General features: G+C 65.7%; 17 protein-coding genes. 7 read left to right on the forward strand and 10 right to left on the reverse strand.

Going from position 1 to position 16,571, the window contains the following annotated elements; all coding sequences use genetic code 11:
- Positions 1-10: 10 nt before the first annotated feature.
- From H7A76_RS24020 to H7A76_RS24040, 5 genes are all read right to left on the reverse strand, one after another.
- Positions 11-160: a DUF2474 domain-containing protein gene (locus H7A76_RS24020; protein WP_185700796.1), complete on the reverse strand. Its 150-nt coding sequence runs from the start codon at positions 158-160 to the stop codon at positions 11-13.
- Complete coding sequence (locus H7A76_RS24025) at positions 153-302, reverse strand: hypothetical protein (protein WP_185700797.1); 150 nt, start codon at positions 300-302, stop codon at positions 153-155. The genes H7A76_RS24020 and H7A76_RS24025 overlap by 8 nt, the downstream gene beginning before the upstream one ends.
- Positions 289-1,305 carry a cytochrome d ubiquinol oxidase subunit II gene (cydB, locus tag H7A76_RS24030; RefSeq protein WP_185700798.1) on the reverse strand — a complete coding sequence of 339 codons (1,017 nt, stop codon included), beginning with the start codon at positions 1,303-1,305 and terminating at the stop codon, positions 289-291. Before cydB ends, H7A76_RS24025 begins: the two co-directional genes overlap by 14 nt.
- A gap of 16 nt (positions 1,306-1,321) precedes the next feature.
- Positions 1,322-2,743, reverse strand: coding sequence for a cytochrome ubiquinol oxidase subunit I (locus H7A76_RS24035; RefSeq protein WP_185700799.1), 1,422 nt, complete (start codon positions 2,741-2,743; stop codon positions 1,322-1,324).
- 116 nt (positions 2,744-2,859) lie between these two features.
- Positions 2,860-5,184 (reverse strand): FdhF/YdeP family oxidoreductase, encoded by a 2,325-nt coding sequence (locus H7A76_RS24040; RefSeq protein ID WP_185700800.1) that lies wholly within the window; start codon positions 5,182-5,184, stop codon positions 2,860-2,862.
- Between the two features lie 444 nt (positions 5,185-5,628).
- Between H7A76_RS24040 and moaA the strand changes: the two genes are divergently transcribed.
- From moaA to moaE, 5 genes are read left to right on the forward strand one after another with little or no spacing between them, the layout of a single operon-like run.
- Positions 5,629-6,627, forward strand: coding sequence for a GTP 3',8-cyclase MoaA (gene moaA, locus H7A76_RS24045; protein ID WP_185700801.1), 999 nt, complete (start codon positions 5,629-5,631; stop codon positions 6,625-6,627).
- A 47-nt stretch (positions 6,628-6,674) separates the two neighbouring features.
- On the forward strand, positions 6,675-7,574 hold the full coding sequence (locus tag H7A76_RS24050; protein ID WP_185700802.1) for a bestrophin family protein: 900 nt from the start codon (positions 6,675-6,677) through the stop codon (positions 7,572-7,574).
- 41 nt (positions 7,575-7,615) lie between these two features.
- Positions 7,616-8,116, forward strand: coding sequence for a cyclic pyranopterin monophosphate synthase MoaC (gene moaC / locus H7A76_RS24055; protein WP_185700803.1), 501 nt, complete (start codon positions 7,616-7,618; stop codon positions 8,114-8,116).
- Positions 8,113-8,364: a MoaD/ThiS family protein gene (locus H7A76_RS24060; RefSeq protein ID WP_185700804.1), complete on the forward strand. Its 252-nt coding sequence runs from the start codon at positions 8,113-8,115 to the stop codon at positions 8,362-8,364. Before moaC ends, H7A76_RS24060 begins: the two co-directional genes overlap by 4 nt.
- Positions 8,365-8,367: 3 nt before the next feature.
- Positions 8,368-8,823 carry a molybdopterin synthase catalytic subunit MoaE gene (gene moaE / locus H7A76_RS24065; protein WP_185700805.1) on the forward strand — a complete coding sequence of 152 codons (456 nt, stop codon included), beginning with the start codon at positions 8,368-8,370 and terminating at the stop codon, positions 8,821-8,823.
- Positions 8,824-8,998: 175 nt separating this feature from the next.
- Here moaE and fdhD read toward each other — a convergent pair whose 3' ends face one another.
- The 3 genes from fdhD to mobA form a co-directional block, all read right to left on the reverse strand.
- Complete coding sequence (fdhD, locus tag H7A76_RS24070) at positions 8,999-9,823, reverse strand: formate dehydrogenase accessory sulfurtransferase FdhD (protein ID WP_185700806.1); 825 nt, start codon at positions 9,821-9,823, stop codon at positions 8,999-9,001.
- 45 nt (positions 9,824-9,868) lie between these two features.
- Complete coding sequence (locus H7A76_RS24075) at positions 9,869-10,762, reverse strand: LysR family transcriptional regulator (RefSeq protein ID WP_185700807.1); 894 nt, start codon at positions 10,760-10,762, stop codon at positions 9,869-9,871.
- 96 nt (positions 10,763-10,858) lie between these two features.
- Positions 10,859-11,473, reverse strand: coding sequence for a molybdenum cofactor guanylyltransferase MobA (mobA, locus tag H7A76_RS24080; protein WP_185700808.1), 615 nt, complete (start codon positions 11,471-11,473; stop codon positions 10,859-10,861).
- 225 nt (positions 11,474-11,698) lie between these two features.
- On the opposite strand from mobA, the gene moaB reads away from it, so the two are divergent.
- Positions 11,699-12,238: a molybdenum cofactor biosynthesis protein B gene (gene moaB, locus H7A76_RS24085; protein WP_185700809.1), complete on the forward strand. Its 540-nt coding sequence runs from the start codon at positions 11,699-11,701 to the stop codon at positions 12,236-12,238.
- A complete protein-coding gene (glp, locus tag H7A76_RS24090) occupies positions 12,235-13,440 on the forward strand; it encodes a gephyrin-like molybdotransferase Glp (protein ID WP_185700810.1) in 1,206 nt (401 codons plus the stop codon). The genes moaB and glp overlap by 4 nt, the downstream gene beginning before the upstream one ends.
- Here the strand turns inward: glp and H7A76_RS24095 are convergent.
- Together H7A76_RS24095 and H7A76_RS24100 are read right to left on the reverse strand one after the other, a co-directional pair.
- Positions 13,437-14,477, reverse strand: a complete 1,041-nt coding sequence (locus H7A76_RS24095) for an FUSC family protein (protein ID WP_185700843.1) — start codon at positions 14,475-14,477, stop codon at positions 13,437-13,439. The genes glp and H7A76_RS24095 overlap by 4 nt on opposite strands.
- Positions 14,478-14,592: 115 nt before the next feature.
- A complete protein-coding gene (locus tag H7A76_RS24100; protein WP_185700811.1) occupies positions 14,593-16,218 on the reverse strand; it encodes an NADP-dependent glyceraldehyde-3-phosphate dehydrogenase in 1,626 nt (541 codons plus the stop codon).
- Between the last annotated feature and the right edge of the window lie 353 nt (positions 16,219-16,571).

Below are 16,571 nucleotides of genomic sequence, written 5' to 3' on the forward strand. Positions count from 1 at the left end.
GGGGCCCCTATCAGTGGCTGCGCATGCCCGCGGCTTGCATCAGCAGCCGCAACAACCCGGCCACCAGCCCCAGGCTGACCACGCTGGCCAACCAGATGCCGGCCAGCCACAACAGTTGCCGCCACCCCGGAACGGGGCGTGTGACCTGGGGCTTATCCATGGGCCAGCTCCAGGACCAGGGCCGTGGTGCAGGCCAGTGTCAGCATCGCGCCCAGGTACAGCAGGCTCAGGTGTGCCACCTGGCGGTGCAAGGGCAGGCGGGCCAGGGTTTCGTGCAGCGTTGGGTGCTCAGTGGTAGCCATCGCCGATCCTCACTTTGCCGCGGAACACGTAGTAGCTCCAGCAGGTGTACATCAGGATGATCGGCAGGATGAACAGCGTGCCGATCAGGATGAACAACTGGCTGGTCAGGGGCGAGGCCGCTTCCCACAGGCTGATGGACGGCGGCACGATGTTCGGCCAGATACTGAAGGCCAGGCCGATGTAGCCCAGGAACACCAGCACCAGGGTGAACACGAACGGCCAGTGCGAATGATGCTGGCGCAAGGTTCCGAGCAAGCCCCAGAACGCCAGCAGGCCCAGCACCAGCAGCGCGCCGAAGATCACGAGATGGGCGTGGCCGAACCAGCGGGTGGCGATCTCCGGATGCAGCATGGGCGTCCACACGCACAGCACCGCGACCACCGCCGTCAGGGCGAACGCCAGGGGCCGGGTGTAGTGGCGCATGCGTGCTTCGAGCATGCCTTCGGTCTTGACCAGCAGCCAGGTGCTGCCCAGCAGGGCATAGGCCACCACCAGGCCCAGGCCGCAGAACAGCGGGAAGGGCGCCAGCCAGTCCAGGGCGCCGCCGGCGAACTGGCGATCGACCACCGGGATGCCGCTGATATAGGCGCCGATCACGATGCCCTGGCACAGGGTCGCCAGCAGCGAGCCGCCGATGAAGGCCAGGTCCCAGATATGCCGCTTCTCGGGGCTGGCCTTGAAGCGGAACTCGAAGGCCACGCCACGGAAGATCAGCCCCGCCAGCATGAACACCAGCGGCAGGTACAACGCCTCGAGGATCACCGAATAGGCCAGCGGGAAGGCGCCGTACAGCGCCGCGCCGCCGAGCACCAGCCAGGTCTCGTTACCGTCCCAGACCGGGGCCACGGTGTTCATCATCACGTCCCGTTCCCGGGCATCGGGGATCAGCGGGAAGAGAATGCCGAGCCCCAGGTCGAAGCCGTCCATGATCACGTACATCATCACCCCGAAGGCAATGATGACGCCCCAGATCAACGATAGATCTATGCCTTGAATAGCCATGATCGTTTCCCTTGTTTCAGTTGTGGTGATCGCCGGACGCGAACGTCTCGGAGATGGCGGACAGTGGACGACGCGGGGTCGGTTCCTGGGCCGGCGTGGCTTCGGGCAGGTGCTCGTGGTGGGGCTGCGGGCCCTTGCGCACCAGCTTCATCATGTAGCCGATGCCCACGGCGAATACCGAGAAGTAGATCAGCACGAACAACGCCAGGGACACGCTCAGCTGCATCACGCTGTGGTTGGACGCGGCATCGCTGGTACGCAGCAGGCCGTAGACCACCCAGGGCTGGCGACCGACTTCGGTGGTGATCCAGCCCGCCAGCATGGCGATGAGCCCGGTGGGGCCCATCAGCAGGACCAGGCGCAGGAACCAGCGATTGCGGTACAGCGCGCCGCCGCGCCGCAGCAGCAGGCCCAGCACCCCGGTGAGGATCATCAGCATGCCGAGCCCGGCCATGATGCGGAAACTGAAGAACACGATGGCCGAGTTGGGTCGGTCTTCCTTGGGGAAGCTCTTGAGCGCAGGGATCTGCTTGTCCAGGCTGTGGGTCAGGATCAGGCTGCCCAGGTACGGCACCTCCAGGGCGTAGTCGGTCTTTTCGCTGTCCATGTTGGGCAGGCCGAACAGCACCAGGGGCGAGGGCTCGTCACCGTGGTTTTCCCAGTGCCCTTCGATGGCGGCGATCTTCGCCGGCTGGTGTTCCAGGGTGTTGAGGCCGTGGGCATCGCCGACCACCGCCTGGATCGGCGCGACGATCAGCGCCATCCACAGCGCCATCGACAGCATCTTGCGCACCGGCGGCGTGTCGTTGCCGCGCAGCAGGTGCCAGGCGCCGGAGGCCCCGACGAAGAACGCCGTGGCGACGAACGCGGCGATGGCCATGTGCGCCAGGCGGAAGGGGAACGACGGGTTGAAGACGATCGCCAGCCAGTCCATGGGCATGATCCGCCCATCGACGATGGAGAAGCCCTGAGGCGTCTGCATCCAGCTGTTGGACGCCAGGATCCAGAAAGTCGAGATCAGGGTGCCGATGGCCACCATCACCGTGGAGAAGAAGTGCAGCCCGCGGCCGACCCGGTTCCAGCCGAACAGCATGACCCCGAGGAAACCCGCCTCGAGGAAGAACGCGGTGAGTACCTCGTAGGTCAGCAGGGGGCCGGTGATGCTGCCGGCGAAGTCCGAGAAACGACTCCAGTTGGTGCCGAACTCATAGGCCATGACCAGTCCGGAGACCACGCCCATGCCGAAGTTGACGGCGAAGATCTTCGACCAGAAGTGATACAGGTCCTTGTAGGTGTTGTTGTGGGTCTTGAGCCAAAGCCCTTCGAGCACGGCCAGGAAACTGGCCAGGCCGATGGTGATGGCCGGGAAGATGATGTGGAACGAGACCGTGAACGCGAACTGGATGCGCGCCAGGTCCAGTGCCTGTAGATCAAACATGACGATACCCTCGTAAAGGCTGGATGCCGTGCAGCCGCCGCCCGTTCGCCGCGAACCGCAAGGGTTCGCGCTACGGGGGCGGGGGCTGCCAGTGGAGGCCGGGGCGCCGGGCCCGGTCAGACGCCGACGGATTGGATCAGGTTGCTGGCCTGGGCCGCCTCCAGGCGGATGGCGATGAACTTGGAAGTCGGCGTATAGGTGCGGTCGCCGTAGCTCTCCAGTGGCACCAGGGGGTTGGTCTCCGGGTAGTAGGCGGCGGCCTGGCCGGCGGGGATGTCATAGGCGATCAGGGTGAAGCCGCTGACCCGGCGTTCGCGGCCGTCTTCCCACAGGGACACGATGTCCACCTTCTGCCCCGGCTCGTAGCCCAGCTTGCGGATGTCCTGTTCGTTGGCGAACAGCACCTCGCGCATGCCGTAGACCCCGCGATAGCGATCGTCCAGGCCGTACAGCGTGGTGTTGTACTGGTCGTGGGAACGCATGGTCTGCAGGATCAGTTGCGGTTGCTCCTTGAGCTTGCGCACCCCGGGGTTGACCAGGTCCGCGGGCAGTTCGCTGGGGGTGAACTGCGCCTTGCCGGTGGCGGTGTTCCAGCGCCGGTCGGCCGCATCGTTGCCCAGGTGGAAGCCGCCGGGGTTGAGCAGCTTGAGGTTGAAGTCGCTGAAGCCCGGGATGGTATCGGCGATCAGGTCGCGGATGCGCCCGTAGTCTTCGATCACCCACAGCCAGTCGATGGGACGCGGGCCCAGGGTGGCGTTGGCGATGCCGGCGATGATCGCCGGTTCCGAGCGCAGGTGCGCCGACTTGGGCCGCAGTTGGCCATGGGAGATGTGCACCATGCTGAAGGTGTCCTCCACGGTGACGCCCTGGGGACCGTTGGCCTGGATATCGATATCGGTACGGCCCAGGCACGGCAGGATCAGCGCCTCGCGACCGGTCACCAGGTGGCTGCGGTTGAGCTTGGTGGATATGTGCACGGTGAGCTCGCAGTTGCGCAGGGCGGCGTGGGTGCGCGGGGTGTCCGGGGTCGCCTGGGCGAAGTTGCCGCCCAGGCCGATGAACACCTTGGCCTTGCCCTGTTCCATGGCCGAGATCGCCATCACCGTGTTGTGGCCGTGCTCCCGTGGCGGCTTGAAGCCGAAGCGCGCTTGCAGGGCGTCCAGCAACTCGGTAGGCGCCAGTTCGTTGATGCCCATGGTGCGGTCGCCCTGCACGTTGCTGTGGCCGCGCACCGGCGACAGCCCGGCGCCCGGGCGGCCGATGTTGCCGCGCAGCAACAGCACGTTGATCACTTCCTGGATGGTCGGCACCGAGTGGGTGTGCTGGGTCAGGCCCATGGCCCAGCACATGATCACGCGCTTGGCCTTGCGATACATGCGGGCGGCCAGTTCGATATCGGCCAGGGACAGGCCGGACTGCTCGACGATGTGGCTCCAGGACGTGGCGTCGACCTCGGCCAGGTAGCTGTCCAGGCCCGAGGTGTGTTCGGCGATGAAGGCCCGGTCGAACACCGCTTCGCCATGGCTGGCCAGGGCTTCACGCTCCCAGCGCAAGAGGAACTTGGCGATGCCGCGAAAGGCCGCCATGTCGCCGCCCAGGGCCGGACGGAAATAGGCCGAGGAGGTGGGTTCGGAGCCGTTGGTGAGCATCTCCAGCGGGTGCTGCGGATGCTGGAAGCGTTCCAGGCCACGCTCCTTGAGCGGGTTGAAGCAGATCACCTGGGCGCCGCGCTTGACCGCCTCGCGCAGCGGTTCGAGCATCCGCGGATGGTTGGTGCCGGGGTTCTGGCCGATGACGAAGATCGCATCGGCCTGCTCCAGGTCGTGGAACACCACGGTGCCCTTGCCCACCCCGACGCTCTCGAACATGCCCACGGCGCTGGCTTCATGGCACATGTTCGAGCAGTCGGGGAAGTTGTTGGTGCCGTAGGCGCGCACGAACAGCTGGTAGAGGTAGGCGGCTTCGTTGCTGGCCCGGCCCGAGGTGTAGAACTCGGCCTGGTTCGGCGAGTCCAGGCCCTTGAGGTGGCTGGCGATCAGGTCGAAGGCCTCGTCCCAGGTGGTTTCCACATAGCGGTCCTGGGTGGCGTCGTAGCGCATCGGATGGGTCAGGCGGCCCTGGTATTCGAGCCAGTAGTCGCTCTGCGCGGCCAGGGCCGAGACCGTGTACTTATTGAAGAATGCCGGGTTCACCAGGCGCCCGGTGGCTTCCCAGTTGACCGCCTTGGCGCCGTTCTCGCAGAACTTGACCATGCCGTTTTCCGGCGACTCGCCCCAGGCGCAGCCCGGACAGTCGAAACCACCGTTCTGGTTGGTCTTGAGCATGGCGCGGATGTTCTTGAAGGCGTTCTCGCTGCCCAGCCAGTTGCGGGTCACCGCCATCAGTGCCCCCCAACCGGCGGCCGCGCCCTTGTAGGGTTTGTATCGATCAACTTCGCTCATGATATTTCTCCAATGCATCGCACGCAGGGAACCGCCCGACATTCAATGGATGTCGATGGTTTCTGACTGCTCAGGCTAAATGCGATTTTGCTGGGACTGGTTATAAGCCCCGTTGTGTTTGTTTGCGTGGAGTAACTTTCGCGGCCTTTTTCGGGCCACGAATAAAGCCTATTCGGCGTCCGTGCAGGCTGTCTAATCGCAATTAATGACCAACTGATCGAGAACCTCTATCGGGGTATTAATTCTTTTGAAAACAATAGGTTGAATTGATTTATCCGACAGCTTTGCGCTTGATAGATGTTTTTGATCAACCAGTTGTTAATAGCGATTGGACGGACTTTTGAATGGCTCTTAATCTTGCCGCCAATCACTCGCGACAAGCGCGGCTGCACTGTCGGAGTTCAACTAATATTCAATGAGTTCGCATCGGCGACAGAGGCGGTGATGGCAGATCAAGTATTGGTGGATGGCTTTGCTCGCCGGGTCGACTATCTGCGCATGTCGGTGACCGACCGTTGCGATTTTCGTTGCGTGTATTGCATGGCCGAGGACATGCAGTTCCTGCCGCGCCAGCGCATCCTGACCCTGGAAGAGCTGTACCAGCTGGCCGAGCGTTTCGTCGCCCTGGGCACCCGCAAGATCCGCCTGACCGGTGGCGAGCCGCTGGTGCGTTCCGGGGTGGTCGAGCTGTGCCGGCGCATTGCGCGGCTGCCGGGCCTGCGCGAGCTGTGCATGACCACCAACGGCTCGCAACTGGGCAAGCTGGCCGCGCCCTTGTTCGATGCCGGGGTCAAGCGCCTGAACATCAGCCTGGACAGCCTCGACCCGCAGCTGTTCCGCCAACTGACCCGCACCGGCGAGCTGTCCCAGGTGCTGGCCGGGATCGATGCGGCGAACGCCGCTGGTTTTACCCGCACCAAACTCAACTGCGTGGTGATGAAGGGGCGCAACGACCAGCAGGTCAACGACCTGGTGGCCTTCGCCATCGACCGTGGCCTGGACATCTCCTTCATCGAGGAGATGCCCCTGGGCGCCATCAGCGAACACAGCCGCAGCGATGCCTTCTTTTCCAGCGCCCAGGTGCGCGAGCGGATCGCCGAGCGCTACACCCTGATGGAGTCGGCGGAATCGACCCAGGGGCCGTCGCGCTACTGGCGCCTGGCCGAGGCACCGCAGATCCGCCTGGGCTTCATCTCGCCCCACAGCCACAACTTCTGCGGCACCTGCAACCGCGTGCGGCTGACCGTGGAAGGGCGCTTGCTGCTGTGCCTGGGCAACGAACACTCGATGGACCTCAAGGCCGTGCTGCGTGCCCACCCGGGCGATACCCAGCGCCTGGAACAGGCCATCGTCGAGGCCATGAAGCTCAAGCCCTATCGCCATCACTTCGAGCTCAACGATGAGGTGCAGGTGGTGCGCTTCATGAACATGACCGGCGGCTGACCGGCCCCATCCCTTGCTTGCCCGAATCGTCCAGAGGCCGTCCTTCGATGATCGTCAGATCCAAACCCAACCTGCTCGGCGTGCTGTTTTCGCTCAAGGGCTCGATCGCCAAGCGCATCGCCCTGCGCAGCCTGCTGGTGACCCTGCTGGCCGCCGCCATCGTGTTGATCGAGACCCTGCAGCCGGCGTTCTTTTCCAAGGTCAACGCCACGCCCTTCACCTTGCTCGGGCTGTCACTGTCGATCTTCATGAGCTTTCGCAACAACGCCTGCTATGACCGCTGGTACGAGGCGCGCAAGGCCCTGGGCAGTATCGTCACGGACGTGCGTTCGCTGATCCGCGAGACCCAGGTGATCGACGATGCCCAGGCGCGCGGCGCGATCCTGCGCAACCTGTGCGGGTTCGCCCATGCCCTCAAGGCCCGGCTGCGCCAGGAGGACGAGCTGGGGGCCGCGGGCACCTGGCTCAGCCAGCTGCCGCCGGCGGCGACCCCGAACGTTAGTGACAACGTGCTGCGCCTGGTCTCGCGCCAGTGTTCGGGCCTGGCCGAATCGGGCCGCCTTGGCGAGTGGCGCTACATGCTGATCGCCAACCTGCTGGCGGGCATGACCACGGCGCAGACCACCTGCGAGCGGATCAAGGCCACGCCGTTGCCGTTTCCCTACACCTTGCTGCTGCACCGCACCAGCTACATGTTCTGCATCCTGCTGCCCTTTGCCATGGCCGAGCCCCTGGGCTGGCTGACACCGATCTTCACCGCCATCGTCAGCTACACCTTCTTCGGCCTGGACGCCATCGGCGACGAGCTGGAAGACCCTTTCGGTCGTGACGAGAACGACCTGCCCCTGGACGCCATCGTGCGCAACATCGAGCGCGAGATCCTCGATGCCCTGGGCGTCACCGAACTGCCGCCGGTACTCGAGCCGGTGGACTACGTCCTGAGCTGACCCACCCGGGTCGCCGGGCTTTCCCTTGCCTGAGGTTGAACATGAACGACGCTGTCGCCAGTCCCGCGTTGACCCACTTGGATGCCCAGGGTCGGGCCAACATGGTGGATGTCACCGCCAAGCCCGCCACCGACCGTGAGGCCCTGGCCGAGGCCTGGGTGCGGATGCACCCGGCCACCCTGCAATTGCTGGAGGACAACGGCCATCCCAAGGGCGACGTATTCGCCGTGGCCCGGATCGCCGGGATCATGGCGGCGAAGAAGACCCACGAGCTGATCCCCCTGTGCCACCCCTTGCTGCTCACCCAGGTCAGCGTCGAGCTCGCCGCCGTGGCGCCGGACCGGGTGCGAATCACCACCCGTTGCCGGCTCAACGGTGCCACCGGGGTCGAGCTGGAAGCGATGACCGCTGCCAGCGTCGCCGCCCTGACTGTCTACGACATGTGCAAGGCGGTGGATCGCGGCATGGTCATCGAGGGCGTGCGGCTACTGGAGAAACACGGCGGGAAGTCCGGTTCATTCATCGCAGGAGAACAGCCATGATCCTCATCCACTACTTTGCCCGCTACCGCGAACAGCTGGGCAGCGGCGGCGAGAAGCTGGCGCTGCATGCCGAGCTGCGCACGGTTGGCGATGTGCGCCGGTTGCTCATGGCCCGGGACGAGAACTGGGCCCGGGTCCTGGGGGAAAACAGCCTGATGTGCGCGCTGAACCAGGACCTGTGCAAGCTCGACGCGCCCATCGAGGACTTCGACGAGATCGCCTTCTTTCCGCAAGTGACGGGGGGCTGAGGCATGGGTGTCCAGGTCCAGCAACAGGCCTTCAGCCTCGATGCCTTGAACACCGCCCTGCAGGCCGGCGATCCGGCCGTGGGGGCGGTGGTGACCTTCGTCGGCTACGTGCGCGACCTGAACCTGGGGCAGGCGGTGCAGAGCCTGTTCCTCGAGCATTACCCGGGCATGACCGAGCGCTCCTTGCAGGACATCGTGGCACAGGCCGAGCAGCGCTGGCCGCTGCTGCGGGTCGAGCTGGTGCATCGGGTCGGGCTGCTGCGGGTCGGCGAGCCGATCGTCTTCGTCGGCGTGGCCAGCGCCCATCGCCAGGCCGCCTTCGAGGCCTGTGACTTCATCATGGATTACCTGAAGACCCGCGCGCCGTTCTGGAAGCGCGAAGTCACCGACAGCGGCGAACATTGGGTCGAAGGCCGTGCGAGCGACCAGCAGGCCGCCAGCCGCTGGCAGCAACCCTGAGCACCTGCGGTAGATCTGGAACCGACTCTGGGTGGCGAGGGCGCTCGCTGCCGCTCGGCAGCGCAGGCCGTAGACCCGAATCCTCGCTATACCTGATCGAGCGCCTGCCCAAGCGGATGGCCAGGTTGCGCCTTGCAGCGCGAGCGACTTCACGCGCTACAGGAATGCCGTGCGGTTACACCGGGCTGTAGATCCGTGGCGGGCTGCGATGGGGGACGTGGATCAGGTTGAGATGGTGCTTGTTGGCCCATTGCACGGTCAGGGCGGTGGGCGCCGAGAGGCTGACCAGGGTGCCCAGGCGTGCCCGCACGGCCTTGTGGATCAGCTCCAGGCTGCAGCGGCTGGTGACCACGGTAAAGCCCAGGCGCGCGTCGATCCCGGCGTGGAGCAGGGCGCCGATCAGCTTGTCCAGGGCGTTATGGCGGCCGATGTCTTCCTGGCACAGGCGTACCTCTCCTTGTTCATCGAAGTACAGCGCCGCATGCAGGGCGCCGCTGCTGCGGGCCATGAGTTGGGCTTGCTCGATGCGCTCGCGCAGGCCCTGCAGGTGTTCCACCGGCGGCACTGGCGTCGGTTCCAGCACCTGTAGCTGCGGCAGGGCCTGCTCCAGGGCCTCGACTCCACACAAGCCGCAGCCGCTGGTCCCGGCCAGTTGCCGGCGATGGTCCTTGAGGGCCCAGAAGGCCCGGCTGGAAATCTGCACGTCGGCCTGGCAGGCCTGGGGGAAATGGCTCAGGCGGATGTCGTAGATCTCGTCCAGGCCGGTGACGATATCGTTGGTGATGCTGAAGCCACGGATGAAATCCTCCAGGTTGCCCGGAGACACCATCATCACTGCCTGGCTCAGGCCGTTGTAAGTGATGGCCAGGGCGGTCTCGGCGGCCAGGGGCGCGTGGGCCTCTTGCGGCGAGCCGTATTCGCGATAGGCCACGCTCTGCGGCGCCGGGGCCGGTGCGTTGGCCTCGGGCTGTTGATCCGCTTGTTCGATCCGGCAAACCATGCATCCACCTCTTGCTATTGCTGCGCCCGCAGGCGCGCTAAACGGTCATTCGCCCTTGATCGCGAACAGCTTGCGAGCTTCGGCGAAACACTTTTCGGCAATCGCCGATCGTGGTTCGGTCTTGCGCATCACCATGCCCAGGGGCGCCAGCACACTGGCGTCGGGCAGGCTGATGAAGGCCAGGTTCTCGATCGGCGAGTCCAGGCCGCTGTCCAGGGGCATGATCGAGCAACAGAAGCCCTCGTGGATGGCCTGGAACAGCTGGTAGGTCGAATCGCTTTCCAGGATCGGCTGCGGGTTGAGGCCGCGGCTGCGGAAACTCAAGTCGATGGACTTGCGATAGTGCATGCCGGTGCTGAGCATGCCCAGCGGCAGTTCGGCGGCCTCTTCCCAGCTCATCTCGTTGCCTTCGAAATGAAAGTGCCGGGTGTCGTACAGCAGGCCGACCCGGGTCTCGCCGATCTCGAAGAAATCCAGGTAGTTGGGGTTGACGTGGTCCAGGTAGCAGACCCCCAGGTCCAGCTGGTTGTTGCCGATCTCTTCGATGATGCGGTCGGAGCTTGCGGACGACAGGCTGAACTTGAGCTCGGGAAAGCTCGCCGACAGCTTCTGCACGTAGCCGATGGGGTTGAAGCCGCTCAGGGGCACCAGGCCCAGGCGCAGGTTACCCACCAGTTGCCCGCGGCAGGCGGCGGCTTCGGCGAACAGCCCGTCATGGGCGGCGAGCAGGGTCTTGGCCCATGCCAGCACCCGTTCGCCGGCTTCGGTGAAACCCTCGAAACGCTGGCCCCGGGTCACCAGGATCAGGTCCAGCTCGTCCTCCAGGTTGCGCAGGCGCATGGACAAGGTCGGCTGGGTGATGTGGCAGCGCGCGGCAGCCTGGCCGAAGTGGCGGGTCTGTTCCAGCGCGATCAGAAACTTCAGTTGCTTGATGTCCACAATGGCACCTGTCGTGGGAGGGTCGTCATCAGTATTAACGCAGAGGTTCCAGCGGTGGGAAGACCCGAAGATCGTCCCGGGCTGTTGCGCCAGCCTTCAGGCCGGGGAGCCGGGGGGTGTTTCAGACAGTAGTTCAGGGCTGTTGAAATTGCTCAGCCGGGGATCGTCGGCGGCGCAGCGCAGGGGCGTCAGGCCCGATATACGCAGGGCCCGCAGCAAGCTGCGCTCGCCCTGGTCCCAGGCCTGGCGCAGATCGCCCAGCACTCGCGTCGGCAACAGGCTGAACATGGGTTGCCATTGGCCGTCCTGCTGCACCATCACCGGTTGTTCGCCAGCACCGCGGGCTTGCCACAGGGCCTCGATCAAGGCCCTGTCGATGCATGGGGCATCGCAGGCCAGCACCAGCAGCCAGGGGTGCCGGGCCTGGGCCAGGCCGGCCAGGACACCGGCCAGCGGGCCGGGAAAATCCTGCTGGGCATCAGCCACCAGCTGGTCGGCGTAGGGCCGGTACTGCTCGGCGTTGCGGTTGCAGGAAATGATCAGGTCGTCGCTCAGGGGCCGCACCACGTCGTGCACATGGGCAATCAGCGGCCGGCCGCGCCAGGGCACCAGGCCCTTGTCCCGGCCGCCCATGCGCAATCCGCGCCCGCCTGCCAGCAGCAGGATCGAGCAGGGCAGGGGAGTGGCGCTGGCAGGTCGGGTCGGGGTCATGGGTCACGGGCATGTCAGGTCGATGGCGGGCACGATCTCATTGTCTGTCCGCGGCGTCCAATCGGAACATTCGAATGGCTGATCGATCCGGCTTATCAGGCCCTGGCACGGGCCTGGCGACGATAGAGCGGGTCGATAATCCGGTCAGCCAGAACGATTAGACAGCCGCGCTTTGCGGCCTTTAGCCTGGGTCCATGATTTTTATCTTGGCGGTCGGAGAGTGACATGAGCGTGAAGGCGGATGCGTTGTTTGTACCTTTGAATATTGCCGTGCTGACGGTCAGCGATACCCGGGAATATGCCACCGATACCTCCGGGCAGTTGCTGGTCAGCCGCTTGCTCGAAGCCGGGCACACCCTGAGCGAGCGCAACCTGCTCAAGGACGATCTGTACAAGATCCGCGCCCAGGTCGCGACCTGGATCGCCGACGAGCGCATCCAGGTGGTGCTGATCACCGGCGGCACCGGCTTCACCGGCCGCGACAGCACCCCGGAAGCCGTGGGCTGCCTGCTGGACAAGCGCATCGATGGTTTCGGCGAGTTGTTCCGTGCGATCTCGATCCTCGATATCGGCACCTCCACGGTGCAGAGCCGGGCCCTGGCCGGGCTGGCCAACGGCACCCTGGTGTGCTGCCTGCCGGGCTCCACCGGCGCTTGCCGGACCGCCTGGGAAGGCATCCTCGCCGAGCAGCTGGATGCCCGGCACCGGCCGTGCAACTTCGTCCCGCACCTCAAGCCGGTGCAGGCCTGCGAGTCCCGCGGATGAGCCAGGGCAAGCTGATGCCGGTGGAGCAGGCGCTGGCCAGCCTGCTGGCCATGGCCGATGCCCGGCAACTGGACCAGAGCCAGGAGCTGGCCCTGGACCAGGCCCGGCAGCGGGTCCTGGCCTGCGACCTGGTGGCGACCCTGGATTTGCCGCCCTGGCCCAACAGCGCCATGGACGGCTACGCCCTGGACCTTGCCCACTGGGACGGCCAGCCCCTGCTGGTGGCGCAGACGGTGTTCGCCGGCCGGCCCGGTACGCCGTTGCAGCCGGGCACCTGCGCGCGGATCTTCACCGGCGCCCCGGTGCCCGCCGGCGCCGACTGCGTCGAGATGCAGGAGAACGTCGAGCGGCTGGATGATGGCCGGGTGCGTTTTACCCAGGCGCTCAAACCGGGGCAGAACATCCGTCCCCAGGGCCAGGAGAACCGCGCCGGCCAGGTACTGCTCGAGGCCGGCACGCGCCTAGGGCCCTTCGAGCTGGCGGTGGCCGCCGCCCAGGGTTGTACCCGGTTGCCGGTGGTGCGCAAGCCCCGGGTGGCGCTGCTGTCCACCGGTGACGAGCTGCTGGAGCCGGGCATGCCGCTGCGCGAAGGCTGCATCTACAACAGCAACCGCACCTTGCTCCGGCATTGGCTCGATGCCCTGGGCTGCGAGGTGATTGATGCCGGGATCCTGCCGGACCAGCCGCAGCAGACCCGGCTACGGCTCGAGCAACTGCAGCACGGTGCCGACCTGATCCTCACCACGGGCGGAGTGTCCTCGGGCGATGCCGACTGCCTGGGCCAGGTGCTGCGCGACAGTGGCCGGCCGCTGTTCTGGAAACTGGCGATCAAGCCCGGCAAACCGTTGACCGTGGGCTACTTCGGCCAGGTGCCGGTGATCGGCCTGCCGGGCAACCCGGCCTCGGCCCTGGTGACCTTCGGCCTGCTGGCCCGTGCCTACCTGCTGCGCATCCAGGGCGTGGGCGAGGTCGAGCCTCTGGGCGTGATGGTGCCGGTGGCCTTCGACTGGACCCGGGCCGGCAGCCGTCGAGAGTACCTGCGCGCGCGCCTGGAGCAGGGGCGGGCGGTGCTCTATCCGAACCAGAGCTCCGGGGTGCTGCTGGGGGCCTGCTGGGCCGATGGCCTGGTGGAGATTCCCGAAGGGCGGACCCTGCAGGCCGGGGATCTGGCGCGCTTCATTCCGTTCAGCGAGCTGTTCTAGATCTTCCAGTGCCGGGCGCTCTTGGCCAGGCGCTGGCGCATCTCGCCGAGGGTCGCCACCAACTGCCGGGTCAGCAGCCGGTAGCCATCCGGTGCCGAGTGCGCCGGTGCTTCCAGGGCATTGCCCGGGCTGGCCTCCAGGGGTTTTTCCAGGCGCTGGGTAATGCCTGACTGCAGGGCCCGGGCCATGCCCACCAGGTGCATGCGGATCTGCCGGTGCTCGGCCTTGAGGCCCAGTTGCATCTGCGCCATGGCCTGGCGGTCGCCAGCATCGGGGCGGGTATTGCCGAGGATCTCCAGGGTGCTGATGCACATCCGCAGGTTGCGCTGGATGGTGTCCAGCTCGGTCATGGAAATCCGCACTTCCTTGGACACCGAGGGCATCAGCGAGCGCAGTTGCAGCATGGCGCTGTTGACCCGCCCGAGCAGCCTCAGGTGCTCGTCGTCGGTCACCGATTGGCCCTTGGTGATCCGCCCGTACAACTGCGCGCAGTCGCGCAGGGCGCCGGCCAGGTTGTAGCGCCAGGAGTACACCGCGTACAGCGGGATGGCGAAGGAAAACGCCAGGGCCAGGGCGATGCCGATCAGGATATCCACCGCCCGCCACAGGCCGTCGCTGACCTGGTTGTCGCCATGGCCGGCGACGATGAACACGGTGATCGCCGCCAGCAGCGCGGTGTAGCCGCCCTTGCCGATGGCGTGGTAGGAAAAATAACCGCAGACCGCCGACATGCCCAGGTAGGTCAGCCAGGGCTGGCCGAAGTACGCCTGCTGCACGATCAGCAGCAGGCCGACCCCGGCGCCCACCAGGGTGCCGATGGCCCGTTCGGCGGCTTTCTTGCCGATGTTGCCGTGGTGCTGCAGGCCGCCGATCACCACCAGCATGGTCACCGAGGCCCATTCGCCGTGGGGCAGGTTCAGGCCGGTGGTCAGGAGGATCGTGGCGATCAGCCCGAGGACCACCCGCACCGCGTGGATCAACCGGGCATGGCGATAACGCCGGTACGGGTCGAGCACTGGCCGCAGCAGATGGCGCAGCCAGGAGGGCAGGCGTGTGCCCCGCAGGTGTTTGAAAGGGCCCAGACCGGTTTCTCCTGTGGTGGGTGAAAGGCAGCGAGTGGAGGGAGCCTGCCAGGCAGGCCCCCGGGCCTTGCTAGAAAATGTAGTCGGTGGTCAGGAAGCTGGAGTCGCGGTTGCGGATGATGTCGCTGATCAGCTCCTTGTTGCGCGCCTGGAACTTGGTGGCCACCAGGGTGCGGATCGAGAAGGTGCGCAGCGCGTCATGGACCGACAGCGTGCCCTCGGCGGAGTTCTTGCGGCCGTTGAAGGGGAAGGTGTCCGGGCCGCGCTGGCATTGGGCGTTGATATTGATCCGCCCCACCTGGTTGGCGAAGGCGTCCACCAGCTTGCCGATCTGCGCCGGGTCGCTGCCGAACAGGCTCAGTTGCTGGCCGAAGTCCGACTCCAGCACGTAGTCGATCACCGTCTCCAGGTCGCGATAGGGCACGATGGGCACCACCGGGCCGAACTGCTCCTCGTGGTACACGCGCATCTGCGGGTTCACCGGGTACAGCACCGCCGGGTAGAAGAACGAGGCCCGGGACACGCCGCCATCGGGGTTCACCACCTGCGCGCCATGGGCCTGGGCATCGGCCACCAGGCCCTGCAGGTAGTCGACCTTGGTGTTCTCCGGCAGCGGGGTCAGGGCCACGCCGGGCTCCCAGGGCATGCCCGGCTTGAGGCTGTGCAGCTTGGCATTGAATTGCTCGATGAAGCGCTGCACCACCGCTTCGTGGACGAACAAGATCTTCAACGCGGTGCAGCGCTGGCCGTTGAACGACAAGGCGCCGGTCAGGGCTTCGCTGACGGCGTTGTCCAGGTCGGCATCGGGCAGCACGATTCCCGGGTTCTTCGCGTCCAGGCCCAGGGCCGCGCGCAGGCGGTGCGGCTTGGGGTGGAGTTTCTTCAGGTCGCTGGCGGCCTTGTTGGTGCCGATGAAGGCGAAGATGTCGATCTTGCCGCTGGCCATCAGGGCGCTGACGGTCTCGCGGCCGCTGCCGTAGATGACGTTGATCACCCCGGCCGGGAAGCTGTCGCGGAACGCCTCCAGCAATGGGCGGATCAGCAGCACGCCGAGCTTGGCCGGCTTGAACACCACGGTGTTGCCCATGATCAGCGCCGGGATCAGGGTGGTGAAGGTCTCGTTGAGCGGGTAGTTGTAGGGCCCCATGCACAAGGCCACGCCCAGGGGCACGCGGCGGATCTGGCCGAGGGTGTCCTGCTCCAGTTCGAAGCGGCTGGAGCGCCGGTCCAGTTCCTTGAGCGCGCCGATGGTGTCGACGATGTAGTCGCAGGTGCGGTCGAACTCTTTCTCCGAGTCCTTGAGGTTCTTGCCGATCTCCCACATCAACAGCTTGACCACCGCGGTGCGCTGCTCGCGCATGCGCGCCAGGAAGGCCTCCACATGCTGGATGCGCTCGGCCACGCGCATCGTTGGCCAGGCGCCCTGGCCCCGGTCGTAGGCGCGCACGGCGGCGTCCAGGGCACTGAGGGCGGTGTCGGCATCCAACAACGGGGTACTGCCGAGGATCACCTGCCGGTCGCCGTCGGCGCCTGTGAGGTAGATCGGGCTGCGGACCTGGGCCAGGGGGCCGTTCCAGATACGCAGCTGGCCATCCACCAGGTAGTCGCGTTGCTCCACCGGGTCGGGCAGGCGATAGGCTTCGGGGATGTCGCTGGCGGTTGGAAACAGGTTGCTGAGGACTTTGGCTGTGGTCATGACTCTACCCCGTGTTGGAAATGGCTCTGGCGCGGATGACAGGCGATTCGTCGTTCCTGGGTTTATCAGGCCGTTGAAAAACGACCTGCGTTGCCATCGCTGCGTTGAAAACAGGCGGGTGCGCCAGCCCGGTCAAAATGCTCATTTACCTGGGGTAAACGGCGCTTTTTCGCCTGTTTTCGCCTTGCGCTGGCTGCCTCGCCCATGTTTTTCAATGGCCTGTTATACGCCTGAACGGCCGGGTTCTTCAGCAGTTTCTGCGCTCGGCCGGCAGGCGGTCATGGTTCGAGATTAAACGTTTCAGCGGATGCCCGGCAACTGTTCTCGGCGGCCTGCGCCAAGCCTTGGCCGCA

Source organism: Pseudomonas sp. MSSRFD41, from assembly GCF_014230245.1.
Classification (GTDB): Bacteria; Pseudomonadota; Gammaproteobacteria; order Pseudomonadales; family Pseudomonadaceae; genus Aquipseudomonas; species Aquipseudomonas piscis.